This is a genomic window from Diaminobutyricibacter sp. McL0608 (assembly GCF_039613825.1).
Lineage (GTDB): Bacteria > Actinomycetota > Actinomycetes > Actinomycetales > Microbacteriaceae > Diaminobutyricibacter.
Genome location: NZ_CP154826.1, coordinates 2,955,501 through 2,971,699, shown reverse-complemented (window position 1 = coordinate 2,971,699; position 16,199 = coordinate 2,955,501). Strand labels below are relative to the sequence as shown.

At 69.8% G+C, this 16,199-nt stretch carries 13 protein-coding genes; 7 read left to right on the top strand and 6 right to left on the bottom strand.

Going from position 1 to position 16,199, the window contains the following annotated elements; all coding sequences use genetic code 11:
• The first annotated feature begins 165 nt into the window (after window positions 1-165).
• The 4 genes from AAYO93_RS14185 to AAYO93_RS14170 are packed head-to-tail and all read left to right on the top strand — an operon-like array spanning window position 166 to window position 7,779.
• A complete protein-coding gene (locus AAYO93_RS14185; RefSeq protein WP_345761822.1) occupies window positions 166-3,336 on the top strand; it encodes an FtsX-like permease family protein in 3,171 nt (1,056 codons plus the stop codon).
• Window positions 3,333-6,032, top strand: a complete 2,700-nt coding sequence (locus AAYO93_RS14180) for an ABC transporter permease (protein ID WP_345761821.1) — start codon at window positions 3,333-3,335, stop codon at window positions 6,030-6,032. The genes AAYO93_RS14185 and AAYO93_RS14180 overlap by 4 nt, the downstream gene beginning before the upstream one ends.
• Window positions 6,032-7,039 carry an ABC transporter ATP-binding protein gene (locus AAYO93_RS14175; RefSeq protein WP_345761820.1) on the top strand — a complete coding sequence of 336 codons (1,008 nt, stop codon included), beginning with the start codon at window positions 6,032-6,034 and terminating at the stop codon, window positions 7,037-7,039. The genes AAYO93_RS14180 and AAYO93_RS14175 overlap by 1 nt, the downstream gene beginning before the upstream one ends.
• Window positions 7,036-7,779: an ABC transporter ATP-binding protein gene (locus AAYO93_RS14170; RefSeq protein ID WP_345761819.1), complete on the top strand. Its 744-nt coding sequence runs from the start codon at window positions 7,036-7,038 to the stop codon at window positions 7,777-7,779. The genes AAYO93_RS14175 and AAYO93_RS14170 overlap by 4 nt, the downstream gene beginning before the upstream one ends.
• Window positions 7,780-7,882: 103 nt before the next feature.
• On the opposite strand, the gene AAYO93_RS14165 is transcribed toward AAYO93_RS14170, so the two are convergent.
• On the bottom strand, window positions 7,883-8,029 hold the full coding sequence (locus AAYO93_RS14165; RefSeq protein ID WP_345761818.1) for a hypothetical protein: 147 nt from the start codon (window positions 8,027-8,029) through the stop codon (window positions 7,883-7,885).
• 122 nt (window positions 8,030-8,151) lie between these two features.
• On the opposite strand from AAYO93_RS14165, the gene AAYO93_RS14160 reads away from it, so the two are divergent.
• The gene (locus AAYO93_RS14160; RefSeq protein WP_345761817.1) at window positions 8,152-9,054 is read left to right on the top strand and encodes an arginase family protein; all 903 of its coding nucleotides are present in this window, start codon (window positions 8,152-8,154) and stop codon (window positions 9,052-9,054) included.
• Here AAYO93_RS14160 and AAYO93_RS14155 read toward each other — a convergent pair.
• Complete coding sequence (locus tag AAYO93_RS14155; protein WP_345761816.1) at window positions 9,051-10,082, bottom strand: SDR family oxidoreductase; 1,032 nt, start codon at window positions 10,080-10,082, stop codon at window positions 9,051-9,053. The two genes, AAYO93_RS14160 and AAYO93_RS14155, sit on opposite strands and share 4 nt — an antisense overlap.
• Before the next feature lie 269 nt (window positions 10,083-10,351).
• Here AAYO93_RS14155 and AAYO93_RS14150 point away from each other — a divergent pair, with 269 nt between their 5' ends.
• Entirely contained in the window at window positions 10,352-11,002 is a 651-nt protein-coding gene (locus AAYO93_RS14150; RefSeq protein WP_345761815.1) for a M23 family metallopeptidase, read from the top strand.
• Window positions 11,002-11,931 carry a hypothetical protein gene (locus tag AAYO93_RS14145; RefSeq protein ID WP_345761814.1) on the top strand — a complete coding sequence of 310 codons (930 nt, stop codon included), beginning with the start codon at window positions 11,002-11,004 and terminating at the stop codon, window positions 11,929-11,931. The genes AAYO93_RS14150 and AAYO93_RS14145 overlap by 1 nt, the downstream gene beginning before the upstream one ends.
• Window positions 11,932-12,065: 134 nt before the next feature.
• Here AAYO93_RS14145 and AAYO93_RS14140 read toward each other — a convergent pair whose 3' ends face one another.
• Genes AAYO93_RS14140 through AAYO93_RS14125 form a run of 4 tightly spaced genes read right to left on the bottom strand, consistent with a single transcriptional unit; the run spans window position 12,066 to window position 16,199 of the window.
• Window positions 12,066-13,691: a CDP-alcohol phosphatidyltransferase gene (locus tag AAYO93_RS14140; RefSeq protein ID WP_345761813.1), complete on the bottom strand. Its 1,626-nt coding sequence runs from the start codon at window positions 13,689-13,691 to the stop codon at window positions 12,066-12,068.
• Complete coding sequence (locus AAYO93_RS14135) at window positions 13,688-14,434, bottom strand: RibD family protein (protein WP_345761812.1); 747 nt, start codon at window positions 14,432-14,434, stop codon at window positions 13,688-13,690. The genes AAYO93_RS14140 and AAYO93_RS14135 overlap by 4 nt, the downstream gene beginning before the upstream one ends.
• Window positions 14,431-15,384: a lysylphosphatidylglycerol synthase transmembrane domain-containing protein gene (locus tag AAYO93_RS14130; protein WP_345761811.1), complete on the bottom strand. Its 954-nt coding sequence runs from the start codon at window positions 15,382-15,384 to the stop codon at window positions 14,431-14,433. Before AAYO93_RS14130 ends, AAYO93_RS14135 begins: the two co-directional genes overlap by 4 nt.
• Window positions 15,381-16,199, bottom strand: a complete 819-nt coding sequence (locus AAYO93_RS14125) for an SAM-dependent methyltransferase (RefSeq protein WP_345761810.1) — start codon at window positions 16,197-16,199, stop codon at window positions 15,381-15,383. The genes AAYO93_RS14130 and AAYO93_RS14125 overlap by 4 nt, the downstream gene beginning before the upstream one ends.

Sequence of the window (16,199 nt, the reverse complement as noted above, 5' to 3'; positions counted from 1 at the left end):
CTGGGCTCATTCAGATTCAAGCCGGTCTTTTCCTGTGCTCGGCGGATGCGCGTGCGCGGCCGCGTGAGCGGGGAGACGGATGCGCGTGCCTGGGCGGGCAGCCGGGGCGGCGCGTCACGAGGGCGGGTGCAGGGGTCATGCTGTTCGCGGCGATACGGTGAGTGAATGCGTGCGTCAGGACACGCCGCGAGTACGAGCGGCGGGGAGGCTCCCAGTCGCATCCGTCCGTTCTGGCTGAACCGGGCCCGAGCGCAGGCGGGCGTGCTGCTCGCAGGCGCGGCCACGGTGCTGGTCGTGAGCTTTCTCGCGAGCGTGATGGTCGGGCTGGCTGCCCGGTCTCCCGCGGTCGCCGTGCGCGAGAGCATCTCCGCCGGCCCTGCCGCAGACTATTCGCTCGCCCTGCAGACCTCCCTGTCGGATGACGCCCCAGCGCAGGACAGAGCGGTGCGTTCCGTCGTGGATCGCACGTTCGCCCGCGCCCGAGTGACGGTTGCGCGCACCGCGTACATCCCGAGCGCACCCGTCCTGCACGCGAATGGCGCACCTGCGCGCTCGGTGCTCGCGCTCGCCGACGACACGGACCTGCGAGCCCGAGCGAGGCTGACCGACGGCTCCTGGCCAGACTCGGCCGCATCCGCCTCCGCTCCGGCACCGGTCGCCCTCGACGGCCCGACCGCGACTGCGCTGAGCGTAGCTGTCGGCGACGCCTTCACGATCGCCGGCGAGAACGGCCCCGTGGCCGTCCGCGTCGTCGGGCTGTGGCGGCCCGCGGACGCCGGCGATCCCGCCTGGCTGGGTCTCGCATCCGGCAGCGGTGGCACCGACGGACGAATCGCGGCATCGGATGCGACCATCCGCCTCATCTCGTCGACCCCCGCCGTGCAGTGGGTCGTTGCGCCCGACCCGGCACATACCGGACCGCAGCAGCTGACGGCGCTCCATCGCGGTTTCACGCGGATCGCCGATGACCTGACGGCAGACTCGACAGCGAGCGCATCGCCGTTCGCTCCCCTCGGGCGCGCCGCGCAGTCCATCGTCGCCATGCAGCAGTCGATCGGGGCGCTCGGAGCGGTTGTTCCTGTGCCGCTGGCCGTGCTGGCGGTGTGTTCCGTGATCGCCTTGGTCCTGCTCGCGCAACTCCTCATGGGCGCCCGCCGGCCCGAGACCCGTTTGCTGCGTGCGCGTGGGGCGACCGTCGGTGAGCTGGTCCGGGCCGGCGCCGCCGAGAGCGGAACGGCGTCGCTGGTGGCCGCCGTCGTCGGCGCAGTGCTCGCGCAGGTCTGGCTCGCGGTGCAGGTGGGGACGCCGACGGGCCCGCTCGAAGTCGTGCTGCCGCCGCTGGTCGTGCTGGTGGCCTCCCTTGTCGTGGTGTGTGTGGTGACGGCGCAGTCGGCTCGCTCTGCGATCGACGCGCCCGTGGCGATGGATGCGGGCCGCGGCCGCACGGTCGTCTCTTTCGGCCTCGCGGTTCTCGCGCTCGTCGCCGCAGCCGTCACGCTCTGGCGCTTTCTCGCCTACGGTTCGCCGATCGGAGCCGGCGGCGCCGTCGACCCGGTCGGTGTCGTCGCGCCCGCAGCGGTGCTCTGTGCCGTAGCCATGCTCGGCCTGCTGGCCTTCGGTCCGGCGGCCGCTGCAGTGGAACGCCTCGCCGGTCGCGACCGGGGACTGACCGCCGTCCTGCCCGCCCGTCAGGTGGGGCGGGGCCTCGGCCTGTTCGCCGCTCCGGTCGCGCTCATCGTGCTGACGGTGGGAGCGGCGACGTTCTCGGCGGGGTACGTCGGCACCTGGAACGCGTTCCTCCGCGACTCCTCCCAGCTCGTGAACGGCGCGGATGTGCGGGCCGATCTCGGCGTGGAGGGCACCACGCGCGGGGCGAGCGACGCGATCGATGCCGGGCGGTTCGCGCGGCTGCCCGGCGCCGGCGCGAGTGTGCCGGCGCTCGGGTCGGCGTACAACGCCGGTCAGACGGCGACGTCGTTCGTCGCTGTCGACGCGCGTTCCCTGCCGGCGCTCGTGTCCGTCGGGGACTACATGCTCGACACGACCCGTCTCGAGCACGATCTCATTCCCGGAGGCGACCCGCTGCCCGGGATCAGCGTTCCGCCGAAGGCCGACAGCGTTGTGATCGGGACGCGAATGTCGGCCTCGATCGTCGACGGCGTCAGCCCCACCAGCGCGAACCCCACGCTTGCCGTCACCGTCTGGCTCGCGGATCGCCACGGCGAGCTGGTGCCCGTCCGGGGCGCGGACGCCGGTGAGGGCACCGCGCACGTCTACACCGCAGCCGTGCCGTCGGGTGGCCCGTGGGCGCTCGTCGCCGTCGACGCGACCATCAACGCCCGGGACGTCGCCGCTCCGCTCGCGGTCAGCGTGGTCGCGCTCGACGCCCGGTCCGGTACGAGCAGCGTCGCCCTTGCGATCCCTGCCGGCCAGCACTGGGCGCCGACCACGAAGCCGTTCGGCTCATCCCTGACCCTCCGTGCCGTGGACGGTCCCTTCTTCGGGTTCGATGCACCCCTGCTTCCGCCGACGCACGACTCGTCCGTGCGGTTCCTCCCGGCCGGAAGCACGCGCGCGCCAATCGTGATCACCGCGGCCGCCGCCGCCCAGAGCGATTTCCAGGTCGGCGACCAGGTGACGCTCGACGGCGCCTGGTCGAACCTCAACGGAGTCATCGCCGGAATCGTTCCGGCGGTCCCCGGCGTGACCGACGAACAGGCCGGAATCGTCGACCTCCGGACCTTCGCCAGCCAGGTGCTGCGCACGGCCCCGGAGGCACCCCGCCTCAACCAGGTCTGGCTGTCGGCAGACGATCCTGAGACCGTCGCGGCCGAGGTCGCGCACGAGACGGGCCCGGATGCCGTGGTCACAACCGCATCCGGAACGTTCGTGTCGCGCTTCATGGCGAGCGCTGTCCAGAGCCTCTGGCTCGGGTGCGCCGGATGCGCACTGCTCGCCCTCGTCGCGGTCGGCGCGGCTGCCTCAGCTCTCCTGCGACGCCGGCGCGCGGAGGTCGTCGTTCTGCGCGCGGTCGGGATGAGCGGTCGCGAGCAGGCTCGAAGCCGGCGCGCCGAAGTGGTGGGCGTCGTCACCGCGTCGTTCATCTTCGGATTGGCCGGGGGCATCCTGATCGTCCTCCTCGCCGGGAATGCGCTGGCGCGGCTGTCCGTGGTGACCGCGCCGAGCACCCTGTCGGTTCACGGAAGCGTCGATGCGCTCTCGCTCGGTGCGGCGCTCGGGGCGGTCGTGATCGTGGTCGGCGCCGTCGTGTGGGCGTACGGTCGCGGAGTACGTCGGCAGGCCGGCGACACGGCATACCGGGAGGAGATCCGATGAGCCGCGGGTCGTCGCTCTCCGGTCCAGGTCTCGCTGCGCGTGCGATCTTCGCCTTCCGGGGCGGACTCGTGATGCTCGGAGTGATCGTGTTCGTCGCGTCGGCCGCCGTGACAGCGTGGCCACGGTTCGCGGATGCCCTGCTCACCTCGGACCTCCACTACCGCGTCGAACAGGCCGGCCCGGTCAACACCGACCTGATCACGTCGGTCGGAGTGACCGACTTCTACGCTTATGGGCCCGATCGCGCGGCGAGCCTGTGGCGCGCGATGCCCGGGACGCTCGCGGCCGCTCGTGCGGCGATGAAGCCCGACCTGCGCTCGGTCACGACCGCGGGCGACTTCACGTCGCGCGGCTCACGTCTGTCCCTCGGCCCGCCGGCGGACGCCGAACCACTCAGCCGGTACGCCGTGCAGCTCGAGGGCTACGAGCGTCTGCGTGAAACGGCCGATCTCGACTCCGGGACCTGGCCTGCCGCATCGACGGTCGCATCCGCCGCCCCGATCCAGATCGTGATGTCGACTCCGGTCGCCGCGCTGTTCGATTGGAAGGTCGGCCAGGTTCGGAGCGTCGCGCTCGGCGAAACAGAGCAGCCGATCATTCTCGTCGGCACGGTGCATCCTCGTGACGCGAGCGACGACTTCTGGCAGCTCGATCGGCTGCGGGGCGACGGTCTCTTCGCCGACCGCGGAGACCAGGGCAAGGAGTATGCCGCGGTCGTCTGGGTCGACCCGGACAGCTGGCCCGCGATGACCTCGTCCTTCCTGCCGGTCACCACGGTCGGCTGGTTCGGGATGAAGCCGAACGCTTTCGCCGCCGGCAGCCTGGCCGCGGTCCAGGCGCAGCTGGACCACTTCCTTGCCAATCCGATCCGGGCCCAGGCGGGTGACCCCGTGTCGCTGCGCTTCGCGACCAGTCTCAATGCAGCGCTCGACGCCTTCCTTGCGAGGGCCGAGCCCGCGAACACCCTGTTCGCGATCCTGGTGGCCGGCCCGATCGGCGTTGCGCTCGCCGTCCTGGTTCTGGGGGTCCGGCTCGCGCTCGGGCGCCGGCGTGAAGCGCTCGCCCTGATGGCGTCGCGCGGGGCCTCGCCCCTCAGGCTCCGCTCCGGACTGGCGGTCGAAGGGGCGATCGTGTCCGTCCCCGCGGCCGCGTTCGGCATCGTGGTCGCGTTCGCCCTCACGCCGGGGAGTGAGCTCGTCGGACCGCCGCTCGCTTTCGGAGCCCTCTGCGCCCTCGCGCCACCGGTCATCCTCGCCATCGTCGCCGGGGCACTCGGACCCCGCGACGACGTCGGCGCCGAACGTTCCGCCCGCAGGCGCTGGGGCTGGGTCGTCGAGGTGATCGTCGTCGGGCTCGCCGCGCTCGCCGTCGTCGCACTGTTCCAGCGCGGCCTGACACCGCCGAACGCCGGTCTCAGCGTCGACCCGCTCCTCGCCGTCACCCCCATCCTCGTCGCGCTCGCCGCCTGCATCGTCGTGCTTCGCCTCTATCCGATCCCTCTCGCGTGGCTCGCAGGCGCCCTCCGCCGCCGCCGGGGAGCCGTCGCCTACATCGGGGTGACGAGCTCCATGCGCTCGCGTGCCGGCGGTCTCTGGCCTGTCTTCGCAGTGGTCGTGGGTGTCAGTATCACTGTCTTCTCGGTGAGCGTGCTCTCGACCGAACGCGGCGGGATCATGGAGGGCGCGCGATCCCGGGTCGGTGCCGACCTGAGCGTGACCGCGGGCAGCCTCTCCGCCGCCCAGATTGCACGGGTAAAGGCGATCCCCGGTGTTGCGCACACAGCGGTCGTTTACTGGGCGGGCGGCGTCATCGTCAACCACTCCGGCCAATCCGATCTGATCTCCGGCTACCTTGTCGACCCCCACGAGCTCGCCCCCGTCGAAGCGTCGCTCCCGGCTTCCGCCCGTATCTCCGCGGCGCTCGAGCATCCGCCGTTCGGGCGCACGGCCGCAGTCGTGGGCGGCTGGACCAGCACGGTCCCGGTGACGAGCGCGGTGCTCGTCGCCGGCACCAACCTGCACCTGGACGTCAGATCGTTCGACTACAAACCCGGCGTCTACCTCTGGGACGCGCAGTGGATCTTCCTCGACAAGACCGCACTCACTCCGCGGGCTGGGATCACGGGCACTCCGTCGACCGTGCTCATCGCGCTGAAACCCGGCGCAGACAGCGCGGCCGTGCACGCGGCGCTCGTCAGCATCGGAGGCAAGGGCGCGACGATCGGCGACGCCGCCTCAGAAGCGAAGGTGCTGCGCGCCGCCCCGCTCATCTCCGGGCTCGAACTGATCGCGCTCGCCTCGATCGTCCTCTCCGCTCTGATGTGCGTCGGAGCGCTCCTCCTCACCCTGGTGATGAACGCCGCAGCGCGGACCCGGCTCGTCGCTACGCTGCGCACCATCGGGTTCACGTCACGCCAGGCCGGCGGGCTGATCGGCTGGGAGCTCGGGCCGATCGTCGTCGCCGGACTGATCGCCGGCCTCGCTGTCGGGCTGGCGCTGCCCGCGATCGTCCTGGCTCCGATCGACCTCAGCGGCTTCACCGGGGGTCCTACAGCACCGGCGGTCACGATCGACCCGGTCCTGCTCGCGCTCGGAGTCGCCGGCTTCGTCGCGATCACCGTCGTCGCCACACTCGTCGCGCTCGTCGGGGCGCGACTTCGCTCACCCGCGACGGTACTCAGAGCCGGAGGAGAATGATGACCACCTCGATCACGGACGCGACAGGGGATGCGGTGGCTGCCGCATCCGAAGTCGCACCGGCATCCGGAACCGCATCCGCCCGGTCGGCACCGATCGACGCCGGCATCGCCTGCTCCGACCTCGTCAGGATCTTCACGGCCGAGGGCGTCGAAGTACAGGCGCTCCAGGGCCTCAACCTGACAGTGAAGAGCGGTGAGCTCGTGGCCATCGTGGGCGCGTCGGGGTCGGGCAAGTCGACACTCCTCGGGATTCTCTCCGGGCTGGACAAACCGACGGCCGGCTCTGCAAAGGTGGCCGGGCGCGACTTGCTCTCGATGACGGGCAGGCAGCGGGTCGACTACCGGCGTCACACGGTGGGTTTCGTCTGGCAGCAGACATCGCGCAACCTGCTGCCCTACCTGACCGCGCGCGAGAACATCGTGCTCGCCATGTCACTGGCGGGCACCCCCGGTCGTGAGCCGCGCTCGCTCGAGCTTCTCGACCTCCTCGAGGTGGGCCATTGCGCCGACCGCAGGCCGACCGAGATGTCGGGTGGCGAACAGCAGCGCACCGCCATCGCGGTGGCGCTCGCCAATGATCCGCGGGTGCTCCTCGCGGACGAGCCGACGGGTGAACTCGACGAAGCGACGTCGGTGGATGTGCTCGAGGCGATGCGCGGCGTCAACCGTGAGCTCGGCGTCACCACCCTCATCGTCACGCACGACCCGACTGTGTCGGAGCACGTGCTGCGCACGGTCCAGATCCGCGACGGGCGGACATCGACGGAGGTGATCCGGCGCACCGGCATCACCGAGGGCGGCGACGAACACACCATCGCGGAGGAGTTCGCCGTGCTCGACCGTGTCGGCCGGCTCCAGCTGCCGCCCGAATATCTGACCAGTCTCCGGATGCGCGACCGCGTGCGGCTCGCACTCGAGGCCGACCACGTCGGGGTCTGGCCGCACGGGCAGCAATCGGGCGAGCCGGGCGATCATGACGATCACGAAGAGGAGGCCGGGCGATGAGTGTCGTCGAGCCGTCGTACGACGACGAGATCAGCGCCGTGGAACCGATCCTGCGTGCGGATGGGCTCACCCGCGTCTTCGAGACGGCCGGCGGAAAAGTCACCGCGGTCTCCGACGTCTCACTCGTCGTTCATCCGGGGGAGCTGGTCGTCATCCGGGGCCGCTCGGGCAGTGGAAAGACCACACTGCTGAACATGCTCGGCGGTCTCGACCAGCCGACGAGCGGGCAGGTCCGGCTCGGTGCTGTGCAGCTGACGGGAGCCGCCGAGTCGGAGCTCGTCGACATCCGGCGCTCGCAGATCGGCTTCGTCTTCCAGGCGTTCGGGCTCATCCCGGTGCTGTCGGCCGCCGAGAACGTGGAGGTGCCCCTGCGCCTCCTCGGCGTCGCACCGGAGGAACGCGAAGCCCGCGTCGCCGAACTCCTCGCGCTGGTCGGCCTGGCCGGTCACGCCCGCCAGCGGCCCGCCGAGCTCTCGGGTGGACAACAGCAGCGCGTCGGGATTGCGCGAGCCCTCGCCTGCGACCCGAAGGTGCTGTTCGCCGATGAACCCACCGGTCAGCTCGACAGCGTCACCGGTGCGGCGATGATGGAGCTGCTCGTCGGCCTCGTGCACAGCAAAGGGGTGGCGGCCGTCGTGACGACTCACGACCCGCTTCTGATGGCTCGCGCAGACCGGGTGCTCGAACTCCACGACGGCCAGCTCGCGGATCAGCCGCGTCGAGGCCGCCACTCCGCCTGAGCTGCTCAGTCAGCGCTCCGCCAGCACAGGGAAAAGCGGCGAATATTCGATTCATAAGCCGCTTTTCCCTGTGCTCGCGGATGTGGGGCCGAAGGTCCCGCGGTCAGACGCCCTCGTCGTCCTCGTCCTTCAGATCCGGCACCCCGGCCGTTCCCTCGTCAAGGGTTCCCGTGCCGTCGGGATACCCGGCCTCGTCCGGATACTCGTAATCGCCCGCCCTGTGCTGGGCGTTCTCGGACTGCTCGCTCATGTCCGCTCCCCGATCTCGTCGCCTGACGCGACGCTTCATCCAGTCTCGTCCGATCGCGGCGAGCGGGCAACGGCGATTCGCGTGCTGTAGCGCGCTCGGCCCAGGCAGGCGAGAATGTCATCGTGGCCAGGCGACTGGTGGTGATCGGCGCTCCCTCGAGTGCCGGAAGTTACGCGGCGGGGCAGGAGTCGGCGCCGCGGGTCCTGCGCGAGCGCGGACTGATCGACAAGCTCCGGGCCGCCGGCCGCGACGTCGTCGACGACGGCGATGGCCCGTTCCAGGTCTGGAAACCGGACCGCGAGCATCCCCGATCCCAGAATCTGGGCCAGGTGATCGCGTCGATCGAGGCTGTCACCCGCCAGGTCGGAGCGGCGATCGACGCGGGGTGCGACGCCCTGGTCATCGGCGGCAACTGCACCATCGCGCTCGGTGCGGTCAGCGCGCTGTCATCCCGGTTCGCCGATCCCGGCCTGCTCTACCTCGATCGCCATTTCGACCTGAACACGCCCTCGACGACGTCCGACGGAGCACTCGACTGGATGGGGCTGGCACACGCGCTAGCGGTGCCCGGGTCGATCCCGGAACTCCAGGCGGCCCTCGCCCGCATCCCCCTGCTCACCCCTGCGCGGCTGCACCTTCTCGGCGTCGACCCCGATGCGACGACAGAGGGCGAGCGTCGGGCGGGCTCCGATTTGCAGCTGGTGTGGCGGACGGGCGACGAGCTGGCCCAGCATCCGGTCAGCGAGACGCAGCGGGCACTGGCGAGACTCGCGCCCGGCCCGATCGCCGTGCACCTGGATGTGGACGTGCTCGATTTCACGGACGCTCCGCTCGCCGAGGACACCGGCGGACGGAACTCCGGCCCGTCACTGGATGCGCTGGCCGAGGCTCTCGACACCGCGTGCCACGACCCGAGCGTCCGCGTCCTCACCGTCGGGGAGCTGAACCCCTCACGGTCGGCCGGTGAGCCGATCGTGCTCGACCGGTTCATCCGGACACTCGCGCAGGCCTTCTCAGTCGTCTAGTTCACTATGCCGAGGCGCACCAGGCTTTCGCCGGTGGCCGTGAGCGCATCCTCGTTCGTACGCGGCTCCCAGCCGAGGACCCTCCGCGCCTTCGCGTTCGTCGCCGGCTTCGCGCGGCCCAGCTCGGGCACGATCTGGCGCAGTGACGGGGCGAAGACGGCGATCGACTTCAGGAGGCCGTCGGGCATGACGCGTTTCGGTACGCGTCGTGCCGCCGTTCCCAGGCGCTTCCGCAGGACCGCCGCCATCTCGGGCAGCGTGAGCGCATCGCCCGCGATGGCGAGGAACCGGTTGCCGGCTGCGGCGGGATCGGTCATGGCCCGCACGTGCAGGTCGGCCACGTCGCGCACATCGACGATGCCGAAGAACATCCGGGGCACCGCCGGGAGGCTGCCGTTCATCATCCGGCGCACCAGTTCGATCGAACTCGACACATCCGGGCCGAGTACGGGCCCGAAAATTCCCACTGGGTTCACTACCGCGAGTTCGAGTCCGCCGCCTTCGCGCTCGATGAAATCCCACGCGGCCCGTTCGGCGAACGTCTTCGACTTCACGTACGCCGACACCTGGCCGTCGGGGTCCGTCCAGTCCTCTTCGGTGAACGGGCTTCCGTCCGGATGCGGTGGCCCGTAGCCGATCGCGGCGAACGACGACGTCAGCACGACCCGCTTCACGCCCGCGTCCCGCGCCGCCCGCAGCGCACGAAGGGCGCCCTCCCGCGCGGGCCGGATCAGCTCATCCTCGTCGCGGGGCATCATCACCGGGAACGGCGAGGCCACATGGAGCACGAAATCGCAGCCAGCGGCCGCATCGGCCCAGCCGTCGTCCGCCAGCAGGTCCACCGCAGCGAACGACAACGACGAGCCGGGTTCGGCGCCGCCGACCTTCAGCATCGCCCGCACATCCGCTTCGCGATCGAGCGAACGCACGGTCGTGCGGACCCGGTATCCGGCGTCGAGGAGTTTCAGGATGCAGTGGGCGCCGACGAAGCCGGACCCGCCGGTCACGAGCACCAGTTCACCGCTCACGGGCGTCCTCCTTGGTTCGCGGGACTCTGGGTCCATCATGCGCCAGAAGGGGCGCGCGGGCGAGGCTCAGCCGGCGAGTTCTTCGTCTTCTGCGCGCGCCGGAGCGAGGGCGTTCGCCCACCACAGCAGGTCGCTCAGCATCGTCTCCGCGGTCTGAGCGGAGGATAGCTCACTATTCCCTAGACCGGGTGTCCTACCGCGTTCTACACTGAGGCCACCACGGCTGGAGCATCCAGCCATCCAGTCGACGTGCCGAATGCGAGCCCGCGATGGCAGAGTTCATCTTTCCCACCAACAAGCACGAGCCTGTCGACCAGGACGGCTCGTGGCAGGGACACCGGGACCGGCACCCGCCGAGCGTCAATCCGGGAGTCGACTTCGGATGCGCGTACGGCTCGATCGTGGTCGCGGCGAAAGCGGGGACGGTGAACACCGCCGACCCGAGCTCGTCCGGGAGCGGCGGCCGAGTCGTCTACATCGACCACGATGACGGAAGCCAGACCCAGTACCTGCACCTGTCGCGGGTCGATGTCGTCGCAGGTCAGAAGGTCGCGACGCGGCAGCAGATCGCGCTCTCCGGCGGGTCGGCCGACGATGACGATCACGGAGTGCCACCGCACTGCCATGTCTCGCTGTACCTCGGAGGGGTCAACTCCGATTTCATGCTGCACGCGAGCGCCGCGATGCTCGCGATGCTTCTCGAGGAGGAGGAGGAAGAAATGGGCAAGTTCATTCGGCTCCCCAGCGGCACGATCGGTTACGTCGGCCCCGACGGGCGCCTCACCCGGCTGAACGACATGGATGAGGTGCGGTCGATCGAAGCGGTCGGACTGGCGAAGATCGATGAGATGATCCAGCTTCACGACACGCTGATCTGGACCAAGCTCGAGTCGATCTCGTCCCGCATAGGGCACGGGTGATGGCGGTCGTCGATTGGCTGATGGATTCGGATCCTGCGATCCGCTGGCAGGTGATGCGCGACCTCCTCGGGTCGGACGACGAAGCGGTCGCCGCCGAGCGGGCGCGGATCGCAGACGAAGGCTGGGGCGCGCGGCTGCTCGCGCTCCAGGATGCGGATGGTCAGTGGGCAGGCGGAACCTATTTTCCGCCGGTGTCCCGAGAGCCGGAGGACCAGCCGTGGACCGCAACTGCCTTCACGCTGCAGCTGCTCCGCCAGTTCGGCATCGACCCGGGCGACGAGCGAGTGCGCCGGGCGGTCGCGCTGGTACGTGAGAACAGCCGCTGGGAGTACGACGGTTCACGATTCTTCGACGGTGAGGTCGAGCCCTGCATCAACGGCATGACCGTGGCGATCGGGGCGTACTTCGGCGAGGACGTGACCGGGATAGTCGAACGCCTGTTGACGGAGACTCTCGACGACGGAGGCTGGAACTGCGAAGCGGAGTTCGGCTCGACCCGCAGCTCGTTCAACAGTACGATCTCGGTGCTCGAAGGCCTGCTCGAATACGAGACCCGGATGGGCGCATCCCCGGAGATCACGACCGCGCGCGAGCGCGCCCACGCGTACCTGCTCGATCGCCACCTCATGCGCCGGCTCTCGACAGGCGAGATCGTGGACGATCGCTGGCTGCGGTTCTCGTTCCCGGTTCGCTGGCACTACGACGTGCTGAGAAGCCTCGACTACCTGCGGGCGGCGGGCGTGACGCCGGATGATCGGCTCGCCGAGGCCATCGACCTGGTCGAGTCCAAACGCCAGGCGGACGGCACCTGGCTGCTCGACCACACGCACCAGGGAGCCGTCCACTTCGAGCTCGACGACGGCGACGGCCGGCCGAGCAGATGGAACACGCTCAGGGCGCTCCGCGTCCTCGAGTGGTATCGCGCCTGAGGCGCGCCTTCGTGTTCACAAAACAGGAGTTCGTGTGACGGATGCGACAGAAAGCGCCCCGATCCGCGCATCCGGATGCGCTCCCGTCACTTCCGTCACACGAACTCCTGTTTTATGAACGGCGGGAGGCGACCCTATCGGCTGTACGCCGACAGGAATCGGTTTCTGAACGCATCCATCCGCCAGATCGGAGCCGACGGCGACGGGAGCATGCCGGGCTGCCAGTTCCAGCCCGAGATCCGGTCGATGACCCCGGTGTCCTTCGAGATGATGCTGATCGGCACATCATGGTTGGAACCCGTACCGCTGACCACGGCGGCAGGCTGATGGTCGCCGAGAACGACCATCACGAGGTTCGGGTCGTCGAACGTGGTCAGGAACGAGAAAAGGGCGCCCATCGTGTACTGGATCGACTCGCCGTAGACCTTCTGCACCTGGGTCGGGTCCTGCCAGACGACAGCGGGCGATTGTCCCTGCGCCGGCTGGGGGTCGAAGACCGACCCGTCGCCGATGGACGTCCACGGCACGAGATGCGGCAGCGGCGTCCACGGGTTGTGCGACGAGACGAGGTCGATCTCGGCCATGAGGGGTTTGTGTGGCTGCGACAGCTCGTGCTGCTGGAAGTACGCCAAGGTGTACTGGTCGGGGACGCGCGCGTAGCTGAACTTCGGTCCCTGGTACCCGACGTTCAGCGAGTTGAGCTCAGTGCCGAAATGGTAGAACTTACTGCCGATGGCCCACGGACGCGTGTCCGACGGAACGTCGCTCATCGTCCGCCAGCCGGCGTTCCGGAAGGCGTCGCTGAGCGTCAACCGGTTGCCGCTCGTGACCTTGTCGTACGTCTGCTGCGAGTCGATCCACAGTCCCGTCTGCAGCGTCGAGTGCGCCAGCCAGCTGATCCCGCCGTAGGTCGACGAGGTGAGGAAGGCGCTGCGCTCGCTGTAGCCGCTCGCCGCCAGTTGCGCGTTCCCCTGGCGGAGGACCTGGTCGACGCCGGGTGAGAACGATGTGTTCTGCACGGCCACCTGGCCGTAGCTCTCGACGAAGACGAGGATGACGTCTTTGCCTTTCAGTCCGGTCAAAAGCTGGGATGCGGGCACAACGCTGTACGGATCGATCGCGCGTTGCCGGTCGAACGCCGCCTGGTCGCGCGCCGCGGCGTTCGCCTGCGCGACCCGGCTCTCGACAGAGCTGATCGCATCCGACGCGGCGACAGGCTCGCCGGGCACCAGCTGGACGGCGACGAGGGCGAGAACGACCCAGCTCGCTGTGATCGCAGCGGTCCCGATGGCCGCTGCGCGGCGATGCAGGCGAACAATGCGGTCCAGGTGAAGGAGCGACCACGCGATCAGGAGGATGCTCGCCAGCGTCACGAGGCCCAGTAGCACGAGGATGGCGCCCGCTGCGAACGAGCCGAGGGAATCGCGCACCACACCGTACCCGTCAACCAGTTCCGGCCATCCGGTCACCACGTTGAACGGCTGGCCGACGGTCACGGTGAAGGCGCGGTCGAGGGCGGCGCCGACCGTCGCCGAGACGAACAGCACACCGAACAACACGGCGATGACGCGACGGGCGGCGCGCCACGGCAGGATCGCCAGTACGAGCAGAGCGATCATCGCCTCCAGCGGAACACGAACGAGGGCCAGAGCCGATCCGGAGTCGATGAGCCCGGGCGCGAGCGACGCGACGAAGAGCACGACGACCGAAAAGGCTGTCGCGAGGTTCCGTCCGACGGTGCGGATGCTGCGGTCGTTCACGACCTTCCCAGCACCATCGACTGCACAGCCGTCGCATCCGACTGCTCGACCGCATCCTGCACGAACCGTTCGGAGAGCGCGTAACGCACGAGCACGACATCGCCGACCATCCGCACATCCACGGGTGTCGCTCGCCTGCCGTTCATCCACGGAAAAGCAGCGTCGCCGACGAAGCGCGGCGCCTTCCGGTCGCCGACGAAGATCGGCGCGACCGCCAGGTGGAGTTCGTCGACGAGATCCGACGAGAGGAACTGGGTGAGGATCGTGCCGCCGCCTTCGACCATGAGCCGGCGAACGCCGCGATCGCCGAGATCGGCGACGAGCCCGGCCATCGTCACCTCTTCGCCCAGCCCGACGACCACCGCTGCCCGACCCAGCCGTCGCCGGATGCGTTTTGCCTTCGAGGACGGGCAGTAGACGATCTTGGTCGTGTCGTCGTCGGCGAAGAACGCTGCCTTCGGATCGAGGTCGCCCGAGGCGGTCACCGTCACTTTCCACGGTGACCGCGAGCGGCCCGCAGCTTCACGTCGACTCTGCCGATCGGCGCTCCGGACCAGAAGTCTCGGATTGTCGCGTCGCACGGTGCGTGCCCCCACGAGGATCGCGTCGCTGCCCGCGCGCACCTCGTCGACCCGATCGAAATCCGCCGCGTTCGAGAGCGCAAGCCGCGGCGGGTTCGCCGTGTCGAGATAACCATCCAGCGAGATGGCGCTGCTGAGGGTGACGTACGGGCCGTCGATCACGATGACTCCTTCTGACGGTGCGTGGTGGACATCAGCGTCACGATCGCGCCGGGTGCGACCGAGATGAGGCTGAGTACTCCGAAGAGGGTCGACGCCGCGACACCGGCTGCGGCGCCGAATCCGGCGAGTGCGAAAGCCCAGCCCGCGATGCCCTCGCGAGGACCCCATCCGCCGATGTTGAGCGGGATGGATGCGGCGAGCAGGATGACGAGGGCGATGGCCAGCAACCGCAGCGGCGCCACGTCGGCTCCCACAGCGGCCGTCGCGACGACGAAGGTCGCAACCTGGCATGCGACGACGATCAGCGACGCGACGGACACGCTCGCGAAGGCTGCGGGGTTGCCCACGCCGGCGCGGAGTTCATCCCTCTCGTGGCGCAGCGCCCTGCGGACGCGGGCACTGGCGGCTGCTGCCGCGATGACCGCGACGACGAGCACGCCCACCCCGATGGCGAGGCCCGCGAAGACGAAGCCTTCGAACTCGGCGCCGAAGAGCGCCAGGACCACGAGCGCCACCGCGATCTGCACCGCCTGTCCGGCGCTGCGCTCCATGACGATCGCTCGGGATGCGCGGCTGACGCTGTCGGCGCTGCGCCCGTGGACGACCGCCCGGTGCGCATCCCCGATCACGCCTCCCGGGAGCACGCTGTTGAGGAACTGGGACCGGTAGTACATGGCCACCGCCGTCGACCAGCGCAGGCCGATCCCGAGACGGCCGGCGATGAGCTGCCAGCGCCAGGCGGCGGCCGAGGTGCCGACCGCGCCGAGGAGCACGGCCGCTCCGATCGACCGGCCATCCAGACTCGCCAGGGCGTGGAGGAACGGACCCGCGCCGACATGCAGGGCGACGGCGACGAGCACCGCGCCGCCCAGCGCCAGCTGAACGACGAGACGGAACGACCGCGATCGCACCACCTCGGCCGTCCGGCTCTCTGCGAAGATCGTGCTCATCGCGGCCACGCCAGCAGATCTCGGTGGCGGATGACGGCGGACAACTCGCCTCGAGCCAGCTGGGCCGCCCGCAACCGGCGGTAGGCTGCGCTCTCGTCGCGCAGTTCGGGGGTCTGCTCGACGGCAGCGTCGACCCATCCGTCGAACCATTCGGCGAGGAGGCCCGGTTCGCGGTCGTCGAGATGCCACTGCGTCGTCGTCTCACGGACACGCCACCCGGCCAGGGCGAACAGCCCGCGCGCGATCGGGGCGCCGTATCGGCCGAGGAGACTGCGACCGTCGGCAAGCCGCCGCTGGTGTGCATTGAAGGCGCGCCCGACGATCGCGTCGCGAGGATCGTACGGGCTGAGCTCGGCATCGCCGGTGACACTGAGGGCGAAGAGGGCGGGCGAGCCGACGTCGACGCACGCATCCACGATCGCGTGCAGCTCGCGCGCCGTCAGTACGTCGAGCAGAGCGGATGCGGTGACGAGCGAAGCGCCGTCGAGATCGGATGCTGTGAGCTGGGCCAGCGCGCCGCTGCGGGTCTCGACGGCCACGGGTAGACCCGCGCGATCGACCGGGGGAGCGTCGTCGAGCGCGCGTTCGGTGAGGCGCACGTTCCAGTCGTGGAGCACCCACCGCTGGGGACCGGGAAGCAGCGGGGCCAGCCACCGCATCATCGAACCGGTGCCGCTGCCCAAATCGTGCACCACGACCGGGCCGGGCGGGAGCAGTTTCGCCGCGGCCAGGGCGAGCTCCTGCGAACGCGCGCGTGCATCCTCCCCCTCCCGAAGTGCGAGCCAGTCCGAGCTGACATCCACGATCCCGGTCAT

Bases quoted from the DNA above. Each gene is read 5' to 3' on its own strand.
- AAYO93_RS14185 (WP_345761822.1), top strand. From the start codon at position 166: ATGCGTGCGTCAGGACACGCCGCGAGTACGAGCGGCGGGGAGGCTCCC.
- AAYO93_RS14180 (WP_345761821.1), top strand. From the start codon at position 3,333: ATGAGCCGCGGGTCGTCGCTCTCCGGTCCAGGTCTCGCTGCGCGTGCG.
- AAYO93_RS14175 (WP_345761820.1), top strand. From the start codon at position 6,032: ATGACCACCTCGATCACGGACGCGACAGGGGATGCGGTGGCTGCCGCA.
- AAYO93_RS14170 (WP_345761819.1), top strand. From the start codon at position 7,036: ATGAGTGTCGTCGAGCCGTCGTACGACGACGAGATCAGCGCCGTGGAA.
- AAYO93_RS14165 (WP_345761818.1), bottom strand. From the start codon at position 8,029: ATGAGCGAGCAGTCCGAGAACGCCCAGCACAGGGCGGGCGATTACGAG.
- AAYO93_RS14150 (WP_345761815.1), top strand. From the start codon at position 10,352: ATGGCAGAGTTCATCTTTCCCACCAACAAGCACGAGCCTGTCGACCAG.
- AAYO93_RS14145 (WP_345761814.1), top strand. From the start codon at position 11,002: ATGGCGGTCGTCGATTGGCTGATGGATTCGGATCCTGCGATCCGCTGG.
- AAYO93_RS14130 (WP_345761811.1), bottom strand. From the start codon at position 15,384: ATGAGCACGATCTTCGCAGAGAGCCGGACGGCCGAGGTGGTGCGATCG.
- AAYO93_RS14125 (WP_345761810.1), bottom strand. From the start codon at position 16,199: ATGACCGGGATCGTGGATGTCAGCTCGGACTGGCTCGCACTTCGGGAG.